Origin of the sequence: Pseudomonas sp. HS6-2, assembly GCF_049325675.2 — a bacterium.
Classification (GTDB): Bacteria; Pseudomonadota; Gammaproteobacteria; order Pseudomonadales; family Pseudomonadaceae; genus Aquipseudomonas; species Aquipseudomonas putida_N.
The window spans coordinates 3,825,680-3,843,543 of the sequence record NZ_CM143906.1; the positions used below are offsets into that span (position 1 = coordinate 3,825,680).

Below are 17,864 nucleotides of genomic sequence, written 5' to 3' on the forward strand. Positions count from 1 at the left end.
TGCTGGCCTCATCTGCGGCGTGCGGCGATGAGGCCAGTGCAGTCGAACTCAGGCCTGGGTATCGACCATCCCGCCGGCACTGTTGCCGCCTGTTTTCTGCAGCGCTTCCAGCAGCTGCGCAGTAGCCTCCATGATTTCGCCGCTGATAGTGGCGATGCTGGCTTGCTTGCCAGCGACGGCCGCCAGCTTGGTGGTTTCGTCGGTTTTCTGTGCCATCAGGATGGCCAGTTGTTTCTGCTCGTCCGCCAGCTGCTTCTGCAGTTTCTTGATCATCTCGCGCAATTGCGTGATATGCGCCGGCTCCCCACTGCCACTGCTGCCTTCGGCACCCTCGGCGCCTTTGGCCTGGCCGTCGCCACGCAGCTTCGAAGTGTCAACCTGCAGCGTCGAGCTGCCCGATTCAGTCTTTTCGGTGTCGCTGACCTGCGAAGCGCTGGCCGTCTGGGCCGAAGTGTTACTGATGCTGACTGCCGCGATGCCTACCATGTCTTTCTCCCTGCCTTGCAAAGGGTCCTTGAGTTGACCTGCGTATCGGCCGGCAGGCAAAAACCTTTAGGCCCGGTTGGCCGCAGACGCGCTCCCAGGCAGTAAATTCCCCTGCCACTGGCTCGTTCCACCCAATGTACAAGCGCAGGCGCCGGAGCCCCGGCATGCGCCCACATTCGACCCATTATGGAATCGCAGCCATGAGCCAGTCTGCACACCCGGAAACTATCAAGGACCTGATCGGCGTGGGCTTCGGCCCGTCCAACCTGGCCCTGGCCATCGCCCTGGAAGAACTCGCCCAGAGCCAGGGCCACGCCCTCGATGCGCTGTTCATCGACAAGCAGAAGGAATACCGCTGGCACGGCGATACCCTGGCCACCCAGAGCGAACTGCAGATCTCGTTCCTCAAGGACCTGGTCTCGCTGCGCAACCCGACCAGCCCGTACAGCTTCGTCAACTACCTGCACCAGAAGCAGCGCCTGGCCGACTTCATCAACCTCGGCACCTTCTACCCCTGCCGCCTGGAGTACAACGACTACCTGCGCTGGGCCGCCGAGCATTTCGCCAGCCAGGCGGTGTACGGCGAAGAAGTGCTGCGCATCGAGCCTGAAGTGAAGGCCGGGCGCGTCGAGCACCTGCGCCTGGTATCGCGTGATATGCAGGGCCGCGAATTCAGCCGACGCACGCGTTCGGTGGTGGTCGGTAGCGGCGGCACACCGAAAATCCCGGAAAAATTCGGTGCGTTCAAGGATGATCCACGGGTCTTCCACCATTCCCAGTACCTGAGCAGCCTGAACAAGCTGCCGTGCACGGCCGGCAAACCGATGCGCATCGCGGTGATCGGCTCGGGCCAGAGCGCCGCCGAGGCCTTCATCGACCTCAACGACAGCTACCCGTCGGTCAAGGTCGACATGGTGCTGCGCGGTTCTGCCCTCAAGCCGGCCGATGACAGCCCGTTCGTCAACGAGATCTTCTCCCCTGACTACACCGAACTGGTCTACAACGAACCGGCCGACCAACGCGCCAAATTGCTCGGCGAGTACCACAACACCAACTACTCGGTGGTCGACCTCGACCTGATCGAGCGCATCTACGGCATCCTCTACCGGCAGAAGGTCGCCCACCAGTTCCGCCACAACGTGCTGTGCCGTCGCCAGGTGGAAGCCGTGGTGGCCACCCGCGACGGCATCGAACTGACCCTGCGCGACCTGGCCACCGGCCAGCAGCAGACCCACCGCTACGACGCAGTAATCCTCGCCACCGGCTACGAACGCCGCTCGCACCGCGACCTGCTGGCACCACTGGCCAACTACGTGGAAGACTTCAGCGTCGATCGCAACTACCGGGTACTGGCAAGCCCCGACTTGCAGGCTTCGGTCTACCTGCAAGGCTTCTGCGAGAACAGCCACGGCCTCAGCGACACCTTGCTGTCGGTACTGCCCTCCCGTGCCGCAGAGATCGGCCAGGCGCTATATCACGACTTGGCTCGCCAGCAGGGTATGGCACAACCCGCCGTGGCCCTGACCAGCGCCTGATTCACGCTGCACACCCACCGACAGGGCGCCATGCGCCCGGTCGGCCTTTGTGCCCTCTGAAACATTTGCTTGCACTTAAACCAGCAGGATTTTCATTCTCATTCGTCCTTTCTAAAGCAGCCCCCTTGGTTGGGCCTGTGCTCGCCCACCTTTTCAGAAGACGGACCGATGGCCAAATCCCCGAAAAAATCCAAGTCCAAGCTGTGGTTCCTGGTCCACAGCTGGCTCGCCCTGCCGATCTGGTTCTTCGTGCTGATCGTCTGCTTCACCGGCATGCTGGCCGTGGTCAGCCAGGAGATCGTCTGGCTGGCCAACCCCGACGTGCGTGCCAGCAAGCCCGACGACAACGCCAAACGCCTGAGCTTCCAGCAAGTGCTCGATGCCCTGCACAAGGCCGAACCGGACATGGCCGTCAATTCGCTCAGCCAGCCGGACGGTTCGCATTTCGCGCTGACGGCGCGGGTCACCTATGCCGATGGCGCCAGCCCGATGCTCTACGTCAACCCGTATACCGGGGCCATCCAGGGCAAGATGCCGGACTTCAACTTCGAAGCCTTCACCCGCGCCCTGCATGGCTGGTGGCTGGTGCCGTTCACCAATGGCTTCAGCTGGGGCTGGTACATGGTCTCGCTACTCGGCCTGCCGATGCTGGCGTCGCTGGTCACCGGCCTGGTGGTGTACAAGAAGTTCTGGAAAGGCTTCTTCAAACCGGTACGCACCGGCCATGGCGCGCGCATCTTCTGGGGCGACCTGCACCGCCTGGCCGGGGTCTGGTCGATCTGGTTCATTGCGGTAATTTCCATCACCAGCATCTGGTTCCTGACCCGGGCGATCCTCTTCGACAACCAGATCACCATTTCCAGCGAACCGATCGTCCCGGTGATCGCGCGTGAGCAGGTGCCGCAGACCGCCGATGGCAGCCCGGCACCGCGTATCGACGTAGACGAGGCCGCACGTATTGCCGGTCTGGCCATCCCGAGCCTGGACATCACCTCCGTCTCGCTGCCGGCTACCGCCTACAGCCACATCGAAATGGGCGGGCGTGGCTGGTACCCGCTGATGTTCCAGAGCGCGTCGGTCAACCCCTATACCCGCCAGGTCGACAGCCAGTTCCTGCTCAGCGATCGCTCGGCCCTGGAGTTCTTCACCGAATCCATGCGCCCGCTGCACACCGGCGACTTCGGTGGCCTGCCGATCAAGCTGGTGTGGTTCTTCTTCGGCCTGATCCTGACCCTGATGGTGTTCAGCGGCCTGCTGATCTGGACCAAACGCACCGCCCAGGCCACCGCCGCGGCGCTCAAGCGCGGCGAGCGTGCACCGCGCAACACGAGCCGCGAAACCACCCTGGAGGTCCGCCCATGAGCCAGGCCAACGCCCTGCCCGTACGCCCATTCAAGCAATGGTGGTTGAAGTGGCGCTTCCACCTGAACATCCTGCTGATCCTCATTCCCCTGGGGTTCATGCCCAAGTACTTCGCCGACGTCAGGCTGTTGCGCGGTGACGCCGGGCTCGGTGCCAACCCGATCAGCGACATTCAGGTCGGCCCCTACCGCCTCGATCTCGCCGAACTGCGCAACGAGCCCCCGCGCGCCGATGGCCCCGCCGGCCATTTCAAGCTGTTCAACGCGGCGCTGTGCAAGGCCTGCGTGAACGAGGTCAAGGCGATCTACCTGCGCATCGGCAAGCCGCGCAGCCTGCGCGCCGCCGGCACCATTTTCTTCGGCGCGCCGTACCGCATGGTCACCAACCTGCCCATACCACCGCGCACCCCCGCCGATGCGCAGATCTGGATCACCCTCGAAGGCTGGGACGGCAGCCTGCACCAGGCCTCCGTTCCGCTGGCCAAGGCTTCGCCAGCCACTGTGGCCTGGCTTGAAAAACAAGGAGGCAAACCATGAAACACCTGATGCGCAGGCTCGCCCTGCCCTGGCTGGTACTGGTCGCAGGCCCGGCCCTGGCCCACAACCCGATGTGCGAGTGCGAGGAAGTGGCGGGTGGCCAGGTGAAATGCACCGGCGGCTTTTCCGATGGCAGCGGCGCGCCAGGGGTGACCCTCGACGTGATTGGCTACGATGAACAGGTACTGGTCGGCGGCAAGCTCGGTGACGACTCGAGCCTGACCTTCAAGCGCCCCGACGGCGAGTTCTACGTGCTGTTCGACGCAGGCCCGGGCCATATCGTGGAAGTCGACCACGCCGACATCGCGCAGCCATGAGCAGCACAGACATGAGCAGCCCAGCCATGCGCCATACCCATGTGGTGCGCCCGGCTGGTGCCGGGCACGAAACCCTCTACGTGCTGCTGGTCAGCCTGTTGATCGTCGCCCTCGCCGCCAGCGTGGTGCTGTTGCGCGGCGAGCGCGACGACGAGCAGACCATCGCCAGCCACCAGATCGACGCCCGCCGCGACCTGACCGCCGCCGAACAGGGTATCTATACCGACCTGCGCGTGGCCTTCGACGAAATCCAGCTGCTGCGCGATGAAAGCGCCGCCACGCCCAGTGTCGAAATACTGGCCGAGGAAGGCCTGCCACCGTTCGTTGCAGACGCGGGAAGCCAGAGCCGTGGCAATCACCAGTGGCAGTGGCTGGCCAGCGGTGCCTATCTGGGCCGCAGCCAGGCGCCGCACGTGGCAGGCAGCTTCCTGATGATTCTGCCCGCTGCCGACAGTGCCGAGGTCGACGTCTGGCTGCGCCGCGACAGCACCGCCGTGCTCCCCGACGACCTCGGCCAGGCCGCGCTGATCGCCGCCGGCTGGCAGCAGGTAGTCAGCCACTACGACGCCGGGGTTACCCGCGAACACCGCCATTGAACCCAAGGATTCCCCATGTTCCGCAAAGCCCTCGCACTGCTCCTGGCCTGCGTCCTGCCGGCACTGGCCCTGGCCGACACCGGCAAGCCCCTACGCATCGGCATCACCCTGCACCCTTACTACAGCTACGTGAGCAACATCGTCGGTGACAAGGCCGAAGTGGTGCCGTTGATTCCGGCGGGCTTCAACCCCCATGCGTACGAGCCCCGCGCCGAGGACATCAAGCGCATCGGCACGCTGGACGTGGTGGTGCTCAATGGCGTCGGCCATGACGACTTCGCCGACCGCATGATCGCCGCCAGCGAAAAGCCCGGCATCAAGACCATCGAAGCCAACCAGAACGTGCCGTTGCTGGCGGCCACCGGCATCGCCGCCCGCGGCGCCGGCAAGGTGGTCAACCCGCATACCTTCCTGTCGATCAGCACCACCATCGCCCAGGTCAACAACATCGCCCGCGAGCTGGGCAAACTCGACCCGGACAACGCCAAGCTCTACACGCAGAACGCCCGCGCCTACGCCAAGCGCCTGCGCGCCTTGCGTGCCGAGGCGCTGGCCAAGGTGACCGAGGCGCCCAGCGCAACCTTGCGCGTGGCCACCATCCATGCTGCCTACGACTACCTGGTGCGTGACTTCGGGCTGGAAGTGACCGCGGTGGTCGAGCCCGCCCATGGCATCGAACCGAGCCCGGCACAGCTGAAGAAGACCATCGACCAGCTCAAGGCGCTGGACGTGAAAGTGATTTTCTCGGAGATGGACTTCCCTTCGGCCTATGTCGAAACCATCCAGCGCGAATCCGGCGTGCGCCTGTATCCGCTGACGCACATTTCCTACGGCGAATACACCAAGGACAAATACGAAGTGGAGATGAAGCGCAACCTCGACACCGTGGTCCGCGCCATCCAGGAGAACCGCGCATGACCGCCGCTGCCAACCTCACGGCGCCCGGCGGGCCACGCATCGAATTTGCCGGCATCGACCTGACCCTGGGCCGCACGCGTATTCTCGAACAGGTGCACTTCAGCGTCGCCGCGGGCAGCGTGCATGCCATCGTCGGCCCCAATGGCGGCGGCAAGAGCTCGCTGATCAAGACCCTGCTCGGGCAGATGCCGCATCAGGGCCAGCTGAGCCTGCACTGGCCAGGCGCGCAGCAGGTGATCGGTTATGTGCCGCAGGCCTTGGAATTCGACCGCGGGCTGCCGATGACCGTGGACGACTTCATGGCTGCCATGTGCCAGCGGCGCCCGGCGTTCCTCGGCCTGTCACGCCGAGTGCAGCCGGCAGTCGATGCGGCGCTGGCACGGGTCGGCTTGCTCGACAAACGCAAGCGGCGCATGGGCGCGCTGTCTGGTGGCGAACGCCAGCGCGTGCTGCTGGCTCAGGGCCTGATTCCCGAGCCGCAATTGCTGGTGCTCGACGAGCCGATGTCGGCGCTCGACGAAGCCGGTATCCAGGTGTTCGAACAACTGCTGCAAGGCTGGCGCCAGGCCGGCACCACCGTGCTGTGGATCGAGCATGACCTTGAGGCCGTGCTGCGCCTGGCCGATCGGGTCACCGGCCTGAGCCGCCAAGTGCTGTTCGACGCCCCACCCGCCCAAGCCCTGACCCCGGAGCGCCTGCTCGGCCTGTTCTCCGTCCATCCCCGCAGCGAGAGCCTTGCCTGATGAGCTTCGAAGCATTCCGCCAGCTGATCCAGGAATGGGCCGGCGCTGGCTACCTGCCGGAGGCGCTGGCCTACGGTTTCGTGATCAATGCCTTGCTGGCCGGCCTGATGATCGGCCCGGTGCTGGGCGGCCTCGGCACCTTGGTGGTGGTCAAGCGCTTTGCCTTCTTCTCCGAAGCGGTCGGCCATGCCGCGCTGACCGGGGTCGCCATCGGCATCCTGCTTGGCGAACCGTATACCGGCCCCTATGGCAGCCTGTTCGGCTACTGCCTGCTGTTCGGCATCCTGCTCAACTTCCTGCGCAACCGCACCGGGCTGTCGCCGGACACGCTGATCGGCGTGTTCCTTTCGGTGTCGCTGGCCCTCGGCGCCAGCTTGCTGCTGATGCTGGCCGGCAAGATCAACGTGCACATTCTCGAGAACGTGCTGTTCGGCTCGGTACTGACCGTCAGTGCCCAGGACCTGGTGGTGCTGGGCATCATCGCGCTGCTAGTGCTGGCCCTGGCCCTGCCGCTTTACAACCGCATCATGCTGGCCAGCTTCAACCCACAGTTGGCTGCCGTGCGCGGGGTGGCGGTGAAAACCCTGGACTATCTGTTCGTGGTGCTGGTGACCCTGGTCACGGTGGCCTCGGTGAAGGTAATCGGGGCGATACTGGTCGGTGCTCTGCTGGTGATCCCGGCTGCGGCGGCGCGCCTGGTCAGCCAGTCGTTGAAGGGGTTTTTCTTCGTCTCAGTGCTGATTGCCACCCTGAGCACACTGCTCGGCATCCTCCTGCCGATCGTCCTCGACCTGCCGGTGCCCTCGGGCGCGGCGATCATTCTGGTCGCCGGCATCTGCTTCGCCCTCGCCGCGCTGGCCCGCGCCCTCGTCCCTCGCTTGCAAGGAAACCCGGCATGAACCTGAAACACCTCACCCTGGCCGTCGCCCTCGCCGGCGTGCCCGCACTCGCCTCGGCCACACAAGTGCTGGCCACTCTGCCGGTGACCCACAGCCTGGCCAGTGCCCTGCTCGACGGTACCGCCGTGCAGCTCACGCGCGCCGCGCCGGCCAACCTGCCGGCCAGCCGCCAACCGTCATACTTCAGCAGCCGTGGAGGCGCAGCACTGGCCAAGGCCGCGCAGCAGGCCGACGCGGTGATCGGCGTGCGCTCGATCTGGCGTGACGACCCGCTGTACCCGATGGCGCGGCGCAGCAACATTCGCATCGTCGAGATCGATGCCGCGCGGCCGGTCGATGGCGCACTGCCGGGCATCGCCGTGAGTGGCGATGACGCCTATGGTGCCTACCCCTGGCTGAACCCGACCAACCTGGGGCGCATGGCCGATGTGCTGGCCAATGACCTGGAGCGCCTGGCACCCGCCGACAAGGGCAGGATCCAAGGCAACCTGGCGGGGCTCAAGCGCCAGTTGCTGGAGCTGACCGCCAGCAGCCAGACGCAGCTGGCCAAGGTCGACAACCTGAGTGTGGTCAGCCTGTCCGAGCGCCTGGGGTATCTGGCCAGCGGCTTGAACCTGGATGTGGTGGAGCAGCCGTTGCCGGCGGATGGCAAGTGGGATGAGGCTGCGCTGAAAGCACTGGGTGAGAACCTCAAGGGGCAGGACGTGGCGCTGGTGCTGGACCATCGGCAGCCGGATGCGGCGCTGGCCAAGGTGATCGAGGCGGCCGGGGCGAAGTTGCTGGTGGTGGAGAGTGATCCGGAGAATGCGGTGGCTGGGCTCAAGGCCAGTGTCGAGCAGGTGGTCGGGGCATTGAGCGAAGGGTGATGTCGCCAGCACCGGCTTGTCCCGCGAAGAGGCCGGCACTGGCATAAATCTATCGGTTCATGCACCGCTCGTAGCGCTCATCCACTCGCCCGGCAAACCAGGCGGTGGTCAATTTGCGGGTAATCTTCGGGCTCTTCAGCTCGATCCCCGGCAGCATTGCCCGCGCCACCGGTTTGCCCGCCGCCGCATCGGCCAGGGCAAACACCCCGCTGTACAGCTTGCTGTCCTCGAATGCCAGGCTGTCGCCCAGCTCCAGCTGGCTGCGGATCTGTGGATTACGCAGCCCCAGCTTGGCCCCGAGCTTGCGCGCCGCCTGCTCGGTGCTGCCGGGCAAGATCGAACCTGGGGCGATCAAGTCGCCATCCAGTGCCAGGTCCGCCCCCGTGACCTTGCTCAATGCGGCCTGGAACGCGGCATTGCGGCTGGCGTACCAGCCCGCGTTGAAATCGGCGAAGCGGTACAGTTGGCGCTCGTAATGCGCGGGGTAGCCGAGCAAATGGGCAATGCCGAAGTACATGCCGCCACGGCGACTGAAGACTTCCTGGCGGATAGTGCCGTCATAGGTGTAGGGATAATCCTTGGCGTGCTTTTCCGCGAACTCGATGCTGACCTGCATCGGCCCACCGGTGTGCACCGGGTTCAACCCGCCTAGCAGCGTCTTGCCCAACGGCAGGCGAGCGATGAACTCGTCGTACAGCGCGCTCAGCTGCTTCTCACTGCGCACCGCCAGCAGGCGCTGCTGATAGCTCTGGCCATTGCCTGAGGGCGTCTTCAGTGCACCGTCGACCAGCAGCGTGGGAATGTGCAGGCGCGCCGCACGGCGGTCGATTTCCTCACGGGCGATGCGCCCCAGGTTGGGTACCTGTGGGTCGGCGTTGAAGGTCGACTCTTGCTCGGTCACCGCCAACACCGCACACAGGTTGCGTTTGCTTGGCGCGATGCGCTGGGCCTCGAACGCCACCTGGATATCCTTGGCCCAGCCTTCGCGGTCCTTGGCCTGGGCCGGCAACAGGCGCAGCAACAGGGCACGCACCTTGGCCGGGTCGGCCTCAGGCTCTTCCTCGCGGCGCCCGGCGCAGCCCTGCAGCAGCGCCAGGGCCATCAGCCCTGCCGCCAAAAGTCGGCCGTTCAGGGCTGTTCACCGACCATGTAGGTCTTGCTGATGTGGCGGAACTGCGGGTGGCTGGCGCTGCCCATGAGCTCGAACAGCACCATTTCCCGAGTCACCACCTGTGCTCCGGCCTGGCGCATGCGCGTAAGGCCCGCGGCCTTGTTGCCCGGGGTGCGGCTGTCGCAGGCATCCTCGACCACGAACACCTGCTTGCCCAGGGCCAGCAGGCCGAGCACGGTCTGCAGCACGCAGACGTGGCTTTCCATGCCGCAGACGATCACCTGCTCACGGGCCATCAGGCTGGCCGGCAGGCACTCGGCGGCCACGCAGGAGAAATGGGTCTTTTCCACGACTTCGGCCGCCGGGGCCACTGCGATGAGTTCCGCCAGAGTATGGCCCAGGCCTTTGGGATACTGCTCGGAAATCACGATCGGCAGTTCCAGGTCGTTGCAGGCCGAGAGCAGCCAGCGCGCTCGGGCGCGGGTGCCCTGTGGGTCGCTCATGGCGCCGATGAGCTTTTCCTGGATGTCGACGACCAGCAGCGTGGCCTTGTGATGTTCGATCAGCATTGTCTGCCCCTTGCCTGGGAAAAGGCCTAGCCTCCCCCAGGCAGGCGACGCCGTCAATCAGGCAGAAAGCCGATGTGCTTCAAGGGCCTGCGTCAGCGCACCGAGCACCCGGTCCTCATGCTCATGGATGAAGAAGTGGCCGCCGGGGAACATCTGCAGCGAGAAATCACCGAGGGTTTCCTTGCGCCAGGCCTGCAGTTGCTCTGCGCTGGCCCGGTCCGCTTCGCCACCGAGCACGTGCAGCGGGCACTGCAAGGCAGGCCGTTGACGGTAGAGGTAACGGCCGCAGAGCAGGAAGTCTGCACGCAAGGTCGGCAAGGTCAGGCTCATTAGCTCGGCGTTGGCCAGCACCTCCTCCGGCGTGCCATTGAGCTCGCGCAGTTCGGACTTGAGCTGCTCATCGGTCTTGGGGTCGCGCCAGTTGTTGCCGTCATAATCCTCGCGCCGGGTGGGCGCCGCCGTGCCGCAGGCGAACAGTGCCAGCGGCGGCGGGCAGCCCAGCACGCGCAGTTCGTGGGCCAGTTCGAAGGCCAGCAGTGCGCCCAGGCTATGGCCGAGCAAGGCATAAGGCGCGTTGGCGGCCAGGCGTTGCTCGTTGGCCAGTTGCCGGGCCAGTGCCTGCATGTCGGTCTGCAGCGGCTCGCCCATGCGCGAGCCGCGCCCGGGCAACTCGACCGGGCGCACCTGCAGCCAGGCCGGCAGCTTGCGCCGCCAGCGGCTGTAGACCATGGCACTGGTCCCGGAATACGGCAGGCACAGCAAGTTGAGTGTGGTCACTGGGCAGTAGCTGCGGCCATCTGCTGGCGCAGGCTCAAGGGGCGCATGTCGGTCCAGACTTCGTCGATGTAGGCCAGGCAGTCCTTCTTCAGGCCGCTCTTGCCCACCGCGCGCCAGCCTTCTGGGATGGCCTTGTAGTCCGGCCAGATGGAATATTGCTCTTCGTGGTTGACCACTACCTGGAACTGGATATCGTCGCGGTCGAATACGGAAGTCATTGCCTGTCTCCTTGAGTGATGGCTGCCGCTGCGCGCCTGGCGCAGGGAGGTTCTCAGGTAGACGTAGGGCACTACGGAAAAATTAGCCTCAGGCGTCTCTCAGCAGGTCATGCGCATCAAGCAACCGGAACGCCACCTGCGGATTGCGCTCCAGGCCCCGGCGGATCGCGGCCGGGATCGACTGGCGGGTCTTGCGGCACAGGCCGGGCTGGTCGTCGAGTTCGATGACGATGCCGCGCATGGTGCGCACTTCGTTGAAGCCGGGGCTGATGTGCACGCGGATGCCGAGGTTTTCGTACAGCCGCAGCTGCAGGCGCTGCAGGTCTTCCAGGTCCTTGAGGTTTTCCAGGCGTTCGAGCAGGCGCTTTTCTTCCTGGCGGGTGAGCAGGAGGATGCGCTGGGCCGCTGGCGGCTGTTCGGCCAGGTGGTCGCGGCCGCAGTCACAGGCGCCAGGGGGGCACGGTTGGCGAAGAGGGGGTGGGGTGCTCATGGAGCAAGCATAGCTTCACCGTCCCGTTCTCAGTAAACGCTTCAGAAAAACTTTCCTGACAGGATAAAAAATTTCATAAACCGCTGGACCTCGCCCCCTCGCTTCGCCTATAAATCGCCCAAGGGAAATTTATATTCCCACCAAGAAACACCACTTCGCCCGCCGCGAAGCTTCTTTTGCCCTTGTGCCAGACCTGCCCCACTCCATCACGAGGCCTATCCGACATGCACCCCGCTCCCGATCACTTCATCCTGCGCGTCAGTTGCCCGGCCGTGTCCGGCATCGTCGCGGCGGTGACCACCTACCTGGCCGAGCACGGTTGCTACATCAGCGAGATGGCGCAGTTCGACGACGAGGACAATGGCCGCTTCTTCATGCGTGCGGTGTTCCGCTACAACACCGGCGTCAGCGGTGATACACCACAACTGGAAGCAGGCTTCGCCGATGTCGCCCAGCGCTTCGACATGGACTGGAGCCTGCACAGCAGCGCCCGGCCACTGCGCGTGCTGCTGATGGTCAGCAAGTTCGACCACTGCCTGGCCGACTTGCTCTACCGCCATGCCAAGGGCGAACTGGACATGCAGATCACCGCCGTGGTCTCCAACCACCTCGACCTGCGGCCAATGGCCGAGCGCCAGGGCATCCGCTTCGTCTACCTGCCGGTGACCAAGGAGACCAAAGCCGAGCAGGAAGCCGCACTGATGCGCATCGTCGAGGACACCGGCACCGAACTGGTGGTGCTGGCGCGCTACATGCAGATCCTCTCCGACGACCTGTGCCGCCAGCTGTCGGGCCGGGCGATCAACATCCACCACTCGTTCCTGCCCGGGTTCAAGGGCGCGAAGCCGTACCACCAGGCCTATCAGCGCGGGGTCAAGCTGATCGGTGCCACCGCCCACTACGTCACCCGCGACCTCGACGAGGGCCCGATTATCGAACAGGAAGTGCAGCGCGTGGACCACGCCTACGCCCCCGACGACCTGGTGGCGATCGGCCGCGACACCGAGACCATCGCCCTGTCCCGCGCCGTCAAGTACCACCTCGAACACCGGGTGTTCCTCAACCACGACCGCACGGTGATCTTCAAATGAACACCATCCCCAGCATCAAGCGGATCGACGGCAAGGCCACCGCGGCACGGGTGCTGGCAGAGGTTCGCGAGCAGGTGCAGACCTTGCGCCAAGGCGGTGTGCAGCCGGGCCTGGCGGTGGTATTGGTCGGGGCCGACGCGGCCAGCCAGGTGTATGTGCGCAACAAGGTGCTGCGCGCCGAGGAAGTGGGCATTCGCTCGCTGCAACATCGCCTGCCGGCCGACACCAGCCAGGCGCAGCTGTTGACCCTGATCGACAGGCTCAACCGTGACAGCGAGGTCAACGGCATCCTCGTGCAGTTGCCGCTGCCCGAGCATGTCGATGAGCACCGCATTCTCCAGGCGATCAGCCCGCTGAAGGACGTGGACGGTTTCCACAGCGAAAACGTCGGCGGCCTGGCCCAAGGGCGCGATGTGCTCACGCCCTGCACTCCCAGCGGCTGCATGCGCCTGCTGCGCGATGCTTGTGGCGAGCTGCGCGGCAAGCATGCGGTGGTGGTCGGCCGCTCGAACATCGTCGGCAAACCCATGGCCGCACTGCTGCTGCAGGCCGACTGTACGGTAACCGTGGTGCATTCACGTAGTCGTGACTTGCCGGTGCTATGCCGCCAGGCCGACATCCTTGTCGCAGCGGTAGGCAAGCCGAAGCTGATCGGCGCCGAGTGGCTCAAGCCCGGTGCGGTGGTGATCGATGTCGGCATCAACCGCATCGAGGAAGGCGGCCACAGCCGCCTGGTCGGCGATGTCGATTTCGCCGCCGCCCTGCCCCAGGTCGCCGCCATCACCCCGGTGCCCGGCGGCGTTGGCCCGATGACCATCGCCTACCTGATGAAAAACACCCTGCTCGCCCTCGACCTGCAGCAGCAGGCCGCCCACCAGGAGCGCACCCCATGCCTTTCGCCCTGCTGAAATACGGCCTGAGCGCCGACTACCCGGTGGAGGTCGACCTGCCGCCACCGTGCGAACTCAAGCCGCGCTATGACGTGGTGATCATCGGTGGCGGCGGCCACGGCCTGGCCATCGCCTACTACCTGGCCAAGTACCACGGCGTGACCAATGTCGCCGTGCTGGAGAAGTCCTACCTGGGTGGCGGCAACACGGCGCGCAACACCGCCGTGATCCGCTCCAACTACCTCACTTCCGAGGGCGTGCGCTTCTACGCAGAATCGGTGCGGATGTTCCAGAACCTGTCCAACGAGTTCGACTTCAACATCATGTACTCCGAGCGCGGCCAGCTGACGCTGGCGCATACCGACGCCACCGTGCGTGCCTTCCGCCAGCGCGCCGAGGTCAACAAGCACTTTGGCGGGCGCAGCGAAATGATCGACCGCCAGCAGATCCGCGAGCTGGTGCCGAGCCTGAACCTCGACCCCGGCCATCTGCCGGTGCAGGCGGGCCTCTGGCACATCGACGGCGCCACCGCGCGCCACGATGCGGTGGCCTGGGGCTACGCCAAGCAGGCCGCCAAGCGCGGCGTAGAAATTCACCAGCTCACCGAAGTGCAGGATCTGCTGATCCGCAATGGCCGCATCGAAGCGGTCAAGACCAACCGCGGCACCGTGCAGTGCGGCTGCGTGGTGCAGGCGGTGGCCGGGGCCAGTTCGCAGCTGTTGGCCAAGGCCGGCATCCGTGCGCCGATCCAAACCTACCCGCTGCAGGCCATGGTCACCCAACCGTTCAAGCCATTCCTCGACCCGCTGGTGAGCTCTTCGGCGCTGCACTGCTACGTGCAGCAGACCAGCCGTGGCGAGATTGTCTTCGGTGGCGGCTCCGACCCGTACCCGCTGTACAACACCCGCTCCACCCTCGACCTCAAGGAAAGCCTGCTGGCCCACGCCATCGAGATGTTCCCGTTCATGGCCAACGCCAAGCTGATGCGCCAGTGGGCCGGGATCACCGACATGACCCCGGACTACAGCCCGATCATGGGCCTGTCGCCGGTCGACAACTACTACCTCGACGCCGGCTGGGGCACCTGGGGTTTCAAGGCCACGCCTATTTGCGGCAAGACCATGGCCGAGCTGGTTGCCAGCGGCGGCAAGGTCCCGGACATGATCGCGCCCTTTGCCCTGGAGCGCTTCAGCCGCTTCCAGCAAGTCAACGAGATGGGCGCCACCGCGGCCAGCCACTAGGAGCACACGACGATGAAAATCCTGACCTGCCCCTTGAACGGCCCGCGCAACATCAGCGAGTTCACCTACGGCGGCGAGTTCAAGCCCATGCCCGACCCGGCCAGTTGCACTGACGCCGAGTGGGCCGACTACGTGTTCAACAGCGACAACCTGGCCGGCGTGGTCATCGAGTGGTGGCTGCACAACGCCTCGAGCTATTGGTTCCTGGCCGAGCGCCACACCGTCAGCGACCAGGTGCTGCGCACCTTCGACCCGAAAGATCTGTTCGACCGCCGCGTCGACTTCACCCCCGCCGCCACCCCGGAGATCGCCGGATGAACAGCCTCACTCGCCTCCCCGCGCCCATGGGCCTGCTGATCGACCGCGAGCGACCCCTGCGTTTCGAATTCGATGGCCAGGCCTGCCCGGGTTTTGCCGGTGACACCATTGCCAGTGCCCTGCTCGGCAACGGCCGCTGGCTGCTGTCGCGCTCGTTCAAGTACCACCGCCCGCGTGGCCCGCTGAGCATGGCCGGGCAGGACGCCAACACCCTGGTGCAGCTCGCCGAAGAGCCCAACGTGCTGGCCGACCTGGAGGCCGCCCGTGATGGCCTGGTGGTCGCCGGGCAGAACTTCAACGGCAGCCTGGAACACGACCGCGACGCCTACCTGGGCAAGTTCTCGCGCTTCATGCCGGTGGGCTTCTACTACCGCTCGTTCTACAAGCCCAAGGGCATGTGGAAGGTGTGGGAGCCGCTGATCCGCAAGAAGGCCGGCCTCGGCGTGCTCGACCTCGGCTTCAGGCCGCAGTACTACGACAAGGCCTATCTGTTTGTCGACCTGGCGGTGATCGGTGCCGGCCCGGCCGGCCTGCGCGCCGCGCTGGACGCCGCCAATGCCGGGGCCAAGGTGCTGCTGATCGAGCAACAGCCGGTGCTCGGCGGCTCGCTGACCTACGCCCGCTTCGACATCGCCGGCACCCGCGCCGCCAGCCTGCGCCAGGAACTGCTCGCCGCCGTCGAAGGCCACCCGAACATCCAGGTGCTGTGCGAGGCCACCTGCAATGGCTGGTTCACCGACAACTACCTGCCTGTGATCCAGCACAAGCGCCTGTACAAGGTACGCGCCACTCGCTGCCTGGTGGCGGCCGGGTCGTTCGACCAGCCGGTGGTGTTCCGCAACAACGACCTGCCCGGGGTGCTGCTGACCAGCGCCGCGCAGCGGTTGATGAAGCTGTACGCGGTCAAGCCGGGGCAACGCGCGGTAATTCTCACCGGCCACGATGACGGCTACTTGGCCGCGCTCGACCTGCAGGAGCAAGGCGTGGCAGTCGCCGCCCTGGTCGACATGCGCGCCGCACCTGCCGATGTTGCACTGGCCAGCGAGCTCAAGCGTCGCGACATTCCCGTGCACCTGGGCAGTACCGTCTATGAAGCCCTGCACGAAGCAGGTATGCGCCACGTTACGGGCGTGGACATTCGCCCGATCACCGGCCAAGGCAAAGTTGGCGAACACGGCCTGCGCGTGGCCTGCGACCTGTTGTGCATGTCCGCCGGTTACATGCCGGTGTATCAGTTGCTGTGCCAGGCCGGTGGCAAGCTGGCCTATGACGTCAACCGTGACGAGTTTGCCATCAGCAACCTGCCCACTGGCCTGGATATCGCCGGTTCGGTGAACGGCCGCCATCGCCTGGACAACGTGCTCACCGACGCCAGCCGCAGCGCCGCCGAAGCCCTCGCGGCACTGGGCCTGCAAGCAGCAACGCCGTCGGCCTACGTTGCCGAGGCCAAGGTCAACTTCCCCTGGCCGATCTTCCCACACCCCAAGGGCAAGGACTTCGTCGACTTCGACGAGGACCTGCAAGTGCGCGATATCGTCAACGCCACCCGCAGCGGCTACCGCGACGTGCAACTGGTCAAGCGCTTCTCCACGGTCGGCATGGGCCCGTCCCAGGGCCGCCACTCGGCGCTGCCCACTGCACGCCTGGTGGCCCAGGCCACCGGCCGCAGCATCAGCGATACCGGCGTGACCACCGCCCGCCCGCCATTCCAGGCAGAGAAGCTGGCGCACGTCGCCGGCCGTGCGTTCGACCCTTACCGGCAGACGCCGATGCACCACCGCCACCTGCAAGCGGGCGCGAAGATGATGCCTGCAGGCATCTGGCAGCGCCCGGCCTACTATGGCAAGCCGGAAGCACGCGAGCGCTGCATGCAGGAGGAAGCCCGCCATGTGCGTGAGAAGGTCGGCCTGATCGACGTTTCCACCTTGGGCGGCCTGGACGTGCGCGGCCCTGACGCCGCCGAACTGCTGGAACGCCTGTACACCTTCGGCTTCGCCAAACTGGCCATCGGTCGCACCCGCTATGCACTGATGACCAACGAGCACGGCGTGGTAATCGACGACGGCGTCTGCGCGCGCCTGGCCGAGCAGCACTTCTACGTCACCGCCACCACCAGCGGCGTTGATCGTATCTACCAGCAGATGCTCAAGTGGAACGCGCAGTGGCGGCTGGACGTGGACATCACCAACGTCACCGCCGCCCTGGCCGCGGTCAACTTGGCCGGGCCGCTGTCGCGCCAGGTGCTGACCAAGGTGTGTGGCGATGTCGAGCTATCGGCCGAAGCGTTCCCCTACCTGGGGGTACGCCTGGGTACGGTGGCCGGCATTCCGGCGCGCATCCTGCGGGTCGGCTTCGTCGGCGAGCTGGGTTATGAAATGCACGTGCCGGCGCGTCATGCCGAGCGCCTGTGGGACGCGCTGATGCAGGCCGGTGCCGGGCTGGGCATACGCCCGTTCGGCGTCGAGACCCAGCGCCTGCTGCGCCTGGAAAAGGGCCACGTGATCATCAGCCAGGACACCGACGGCATGACCCACCCGGCGGAGATCGACATGCAGTGGGCGATCGGCCGCAAGAAGCCATTCTTCGTCGGCAAGCGTTCGATCGAAATCCTCGAAGCGCAGCCGCTCAAGCGCAAGCTGGTCGGCTTCACCCTGCCCAAGGGCAGCCCGCAGCCGCTGGAAGGCCACCTGGTGCTGGACGGCCCGAACATCAGCGGCAACGTCACCTCCTGCGAGTATTCGCAGACCCTGGGGCAGATCATCGGCCTGGCCTACGCCGGCGCCCATCAGGCGACGCCTGGCATGCACATCCCGATCCGCGTGGAAGGCGGCGTGATGGTCAATGCCAAGGTGGTGCAACTGCCCTTCCATGATCCCGACAACCTGCGCCAGGAGCTCTGAA

Annotated in this window: 20 protein-coding genes; 14 read left to right on the forward strand and 6 right to left on the reverse strand. The window is 65.5% G+C overall.

The window, feature by feature from the left end; all coding sequences use genetic code 11:
* Positions 1-48: 48 nt before the first annotated feature.
* Complete coding sequence (locus ACOKS3_RS17700; protein WP_103447943.1) at positions 49-486, reverse strand: hypothetical protein; 438 nt, start codon at positions 484-486, stop codon at positions 49-51.
* A gap of 200 nt (positions 487-686) precedes the next feature.
* Between ACOKS3_RS17700 and ACOKS3_RS17705 the strand changes: the two genes are divergently transcribed.
* The 9 genes from ACOKS3_RS17705 to ACOKS3_RS17745 all read left to right on the forward strand — a co-directional run bounded on the left by ACOKS3_RS17705 (position 687) and on the right by ACOKS3_RS17745 (position 8,258).
* Positions 687-2,021, forward strand: a complete 1,335-nt coding sequence (locus ACOKS3_RS17705) for a lysine N(6)-hydroxylase/L-ornithine N(5)-oxygenase family protein (RefSeq protein ID WP_103447944.1) — start codon at positions 687-689, stop codon at positions 2,019-2,021.
* A gap of 168 nt (positions 2,022-2,189) precedes the next feature.
* Positions 2,190-3,383 (forward strand): PepSY-associated TM helix domain-containing protein, encoded by a 1,194-nt coding sequence (locus ACOKS3_RS17710; RefSeq protein ID WP_103447945.1) that lies wholly within the window; start codon positions 2,190-2,192, stop codon positions 3,381-3,383.
* Entirely contained in the window at positions 3,380-3,919 is a 540-nt protein-coding gene (locus ACOKS3_RS17715; protein WP_103447946.1) for a thiamine pyrophosphate-binding protein, read from the forward strand. The genes ACOKS3_RS17710 and ACOKS3_RS17715 overlap by 4 nt, the downstream gene beginning before the upstream one ends.
* Complete coding sequence (locus tag ACOKS3_RS17720; protein WP_103447947.1) at positions 3,916-4,236, forward strand: hypothetical protein; 321 nt, start codon at positions 3,916-3,918, stop codon at positions 4,234-4,236. Before ACOKS3_RS17715 ends, ACOKS3_RS17720 begins: the two co-directional genes overlap by 4 nt.
* 11 nt (positions 4,237-4,247) lie before the next feature.
* Positions 4,248-4,832, forward strand: a complete 585-nt coding sequence (locus tag ACOKS3_RS17725; RefSeq protein WP_103447948.1) for a DUF6162 family protein — start codon at positions 4,248-4,250, stop codon at positions 4,830-4,832.
* A 15-nt stretch (positions 4,833-4,847) separates the two neighbouring features.
* A complete protein-coding gene (locus ACOKS3_RS17730; protein WP_103447949.1) occupies positions 4,848-5,750 on the forward strand; it encodes a metal ABC transporter substrate-binding protein in 903 nt (300 codons plus the stop codon).
* Positions 5,747-6,493 (forward strand): metal ABC transporter ATP-binding protein, encoded by a 747-nt coding sequence (locus ACOKS3_RS17735; RefSeq protein ID WP_103447950.1) that lies wholly within the window; start codon positions 5,747-5,749, stop codon positions 6,491-6,493. Before ACOKS3_RS17730 ends, ACOKS3_RS17735 begins: the two co-directional genes overlap by 4 nt.
* Positions 6,493-7,392 carry a metal ABC transporter permease gene (locus tag ACOKS3_RS17740; RefSeq protein ID WP_103447951.1) on the forward strand — a complete coding sequence of 300 codons (900 nt, stop codon included), beginning with the start codon at positions 6,493-6,495 and terminating at the stop codon, positions 7,390-7,392. Before ACOKS3_RS17735 ends, ACOKS3_RS17740 begins: the two co-directional genes overlap by 1 nt.
* On the forward strand, positions 7,389-8,258 hold the full coding sequence (locus ACOKS3_RS17745) for a metal ABC transporter solute-binding protein, Zn/Mn family (RefSeq protein ID WP_103447952.1): 870 nt from the start codon (positions 7,389-7,391) through the stop codon (positions 8,256-8,258). Before ACOKS3_RS17740 ends, ACOKS3_RS17745 begins: the two co-directional genes overlap by 4 nt.
* A gap of 49 nt (positions 8,259-8,307) precedes the next feature.
* On the opposite strand, the gene ACOKS3_RS17750 is transcribed toward ACOKS3_RS17745, so the two are convergent.
* The 5 genes from ACOKS3_RS17750 to ACOKS3_RS17770 form a co-directional block, all read right to left on the reverse strand.
* Positions 8,308-9,360 carry a DUF1615 domain-containing protein gene (locus ACOKS3_RS17750; RefSeq protein WP_103447953.1) on the reverse strand — a complete coding sequence of 351 codons (1,053 nt, stop codon included), beginning with the start codon at positions 9,358-9,360 and terminating at the stop codon, positions 8,308-8,310.
* 26 nt (positions 9,361-9,386) lie between these two features.
* A complete protein-coding gene (locus ACOKS3_RS17755) occupies positions 9,387-9,938 on the reverse strand; it encodes a hydrolase (protein ID WP_422764338.1) in 552 nt (183 codons plus the stop codon).
* A gap of 57 nt (positions 9,939-9,995) precedes the next feature.
* Entirely contained in the window at positions 9,996-10,715 is a 720-nt protein-coding gene (locus ACOKS3_RS17760; RefSeq protein ID WP_422764337.1) for a thioesterase II family protein, read from the reverse strand.
* On the reverse strand, positions 10,712-10,933 hold the full coding sequence (locus ACOKS3_RS17765) for an MbtH family protein (RefSeq protein ID WP_103447955.1): 222 nt from the start codon (positions 10,931-10,933) through the stop codon (positions 10,712-10,714). Before ACOKS3_RS17765 ends, ACOKS3_RS17760 begins: the two co-directional genes overlap by 4 nt.
* Positions 10,934-11,021: 88 nt before the next feature.
* Positions 11,022-11,423, reverse strand: coding sequence for a hypothetical protein (locus tag ACOKS3_RS17770; protein ID WP_103447956.1), 402 nt, complete (start codon positions 11,421-11,423; stop codon positions 11,022-11,024).
* Positions 11,424-11,647: 224 nt separating this feature from the next.
* Here ACOKS3_RS17770 and purU point away from each other — a divergent pair, with 224 nt between their 5' ends.
* The 5 genes from purU to ACOKS3_RS17795 are packed head-to-tail and all read left to right on the forward strand — an operon-like array spanning position 11,648 to position 17,863.
* Positions 11,648-12,514, forward strand: a complete 867-nt coding sequence (gene purU, locus ACOKS3_RS17775) for a formyltetrahydrofolate deformylase (protein WP_103447957.1) — start codon at positions 11,648-11,650, stop codon at positions 12,512-12,514.
* Positions 12,511-13,422 carry a bifunctional methylenetetrahydrofolate dehydrogenase/methenyltetrahydrofolate cyclohydrolase FolD gene (gene folD, locus ACOKS3_RS17780; RefSeq protein ID WP_422764336.1) on the forward strand — a complete coding sequence of 304 codons (912 nt, stop codon included), beginning with the start codon at positions 12,511-12,513 and terminating at the stop codon, positions 13,420-13,422. The genes purU and folD overlap by 4 nt, the downstream gene beginning before the upstream one ends.
* Positions 13,404-14,645: an FAD-dependent oxidoreductase gene (locus ACOKS3_RS17785; RefSeq protein WP_103447959.1), complete on the forward strand. Its 1,242-nt coding sequence runs from the start codon at positions 13,404-13,406 to the stop codon at positions 14,643-14,645. Before folD ends, ACOKS3_RS17785 begins: the two co-directional genes overlap by 19 nt.
* A gap of 12 nt (positions 14,646-14,657) precedes the next feature.
* Positions 14,658-14,963, forward strand: coding sequence for a sarcosine oxidase subunit delta (locus tag ACOKS3_RS17790; RefSeq protein ID WP_103447960.1), 306 nt, complete (start codon positions 14,658-14,660; stop codon positions 14,961-14,963).
* Positions 14,960-17,863: a 2Fe-2S iron-sulfur cluster-binding protein gene (locus tag ACOKS3_RS17795; protein WP_422764335.1), complete on the forward strand. Its 2,904-nt coding sequence runs from the start codon at positions 14,960-14,962 to the stop codon at positions 17,861-17,863. The genes ACOKS3_RS17790 and ACOKS3_RS17795 overlap by 4 nt, the downstream gene beginning before the upstream one ends.
* Position 17,864 lies beyond the last annotated feature (1 nt).

Bases quoted from the DNA above. Each gene is read 5' to 3' on its own strand.
- ACOKS3_RS17790 (WP_103447960.1), top strand. From the start codon at position 14,658: ATGAAAATCCTGACCTGCCCCTTGAACGGCCCGCGCAACATCAGCGAG.
- ACOKS3_RS17745 (WP_103447952.1), top strand. From the start codon at position 7,389: ATGAACCTGAAACACCTCACCCTGGCCGTCGCCCTCGCCGGCGTGCCC.
- ACOKS3_RS17705 (WP_103447944.1), top strand. From the start codon at position 687: ATGAGCCAGTCTGCACACCCGGAAACTATCAAGGACCTGATCGGCGTG.
- ACOKS3_RS17735 (WP_103447950.1), top strand. From the start codon at position 5,747: ATGACCGCCGCTGCCAACCTCACGGCGCCCGGCGGGCCACGCATCGAA.
- ACOKS3_RS17785 (WP_103447959.1), top strand. From the start codon at position 13,404: ATGCCTTTCGCCCTGCTGAAATACGGCCTGAGCGCCGACTACCCGGTG.
- ACOKS3_RS17795 (WP_422764335.1), top strand. From the start codon at position 14,960: ATGAACAGCCTCACTCGCCTCCCCGCGCCCATGGGCCTGCTGATCGAC.
- ACOKS3_RS17755 (WP_422764338.1), bottom strand. From the start codon at position 9,938: ATGCTGATCGAACATCACAAGGCCACGCTGCTGGTCGTCGACATCCAG.
- ACOKS3_RS17715 (WP_103447946.1), top strand. From the start codon at position 3,380: ATGAGCCAGGCCAACGCCCTGCCCGTACGCCCATTCAAGCAATGGTGG.
- ACOKS3_RS17740 (WP_103447951.1), top strand. From the start codon at position 6,493: ATGAGCTTCGAAGCATTCCGCCAGCTGATCCAGGAATGGGCCGGCGCT.
- folD (WP_422764336.1), top strand. From the start codon at position 12,511: ATGAACACCATCCCCAGCATCAAGCGGATCGACGGCAAGGCCACCGCG.
- ACOKS3_RS17730 (WP_103447949.1), top strand. From the start codon at position 4,848: ATGTTCCGCAAAGCCCTCGCACTGCTCCTGGCCTGCGTCCTGCCGGCA.
- purU (WP_103447957.1), top strand. From the start codon at position 11,648: ATGCACCCCGCTCCCGATCACTTCATCCTGCGCGTCAGTTGCCCGGCC.
- ACOKS3_RS17710 (WP_103447945.1), top strand. From the start codon at position 2,190: ATGGCCAAATCCCCGAAAAAATCCAAGTCCAAGCTGTGGTTCCTGGTC.
- ACOKS3_RS17770 (WP_103447956.1), bottom strand. From the start codon at position 11,423: ATGAGCACCCCACCCCCTCTTCGCCAACCGTGCCCCCCTGGCGCCTGT.
- ACOKS3_RS17720 (WP_103447947.1), top strand. From the start codon at position 3,916: ATGAAACACCTGATGCGCAGGCTCGCCCTGCCCTGGCTGGTACTGGTC.
- ACOKS3_RS17765 (WP_103447955.1), bottom strand. From the start codon at position 10,933: ATGACTTCCGTATTCGACCGCGACGATATCCAGTTCCAGGTAGTGGTC.
- ACOKS3_RS17700 (WP_103447943.1), bottom strand. From the start codon at position 486: ATGGTAGGCATCGCGGCAGTCAGCATCAGTAACACTTCGGCCCAGACG.
- ACOKS3_RS17750 (WP_103447953.1), bottom strand. From the start codon at position 9,360: ATGGCCCTGGCGCTGCTGCAGGGCTGCGCCGGGCGCCGCGAGGAAGAG.
- ACOKS3_RS17725 (WP_103447948.1), top strand. From the start codon at position 4,248: ATGAGCAGCCCAGCCATGCGCCATACCCATGTGGTGCGCCCGGCTGGT.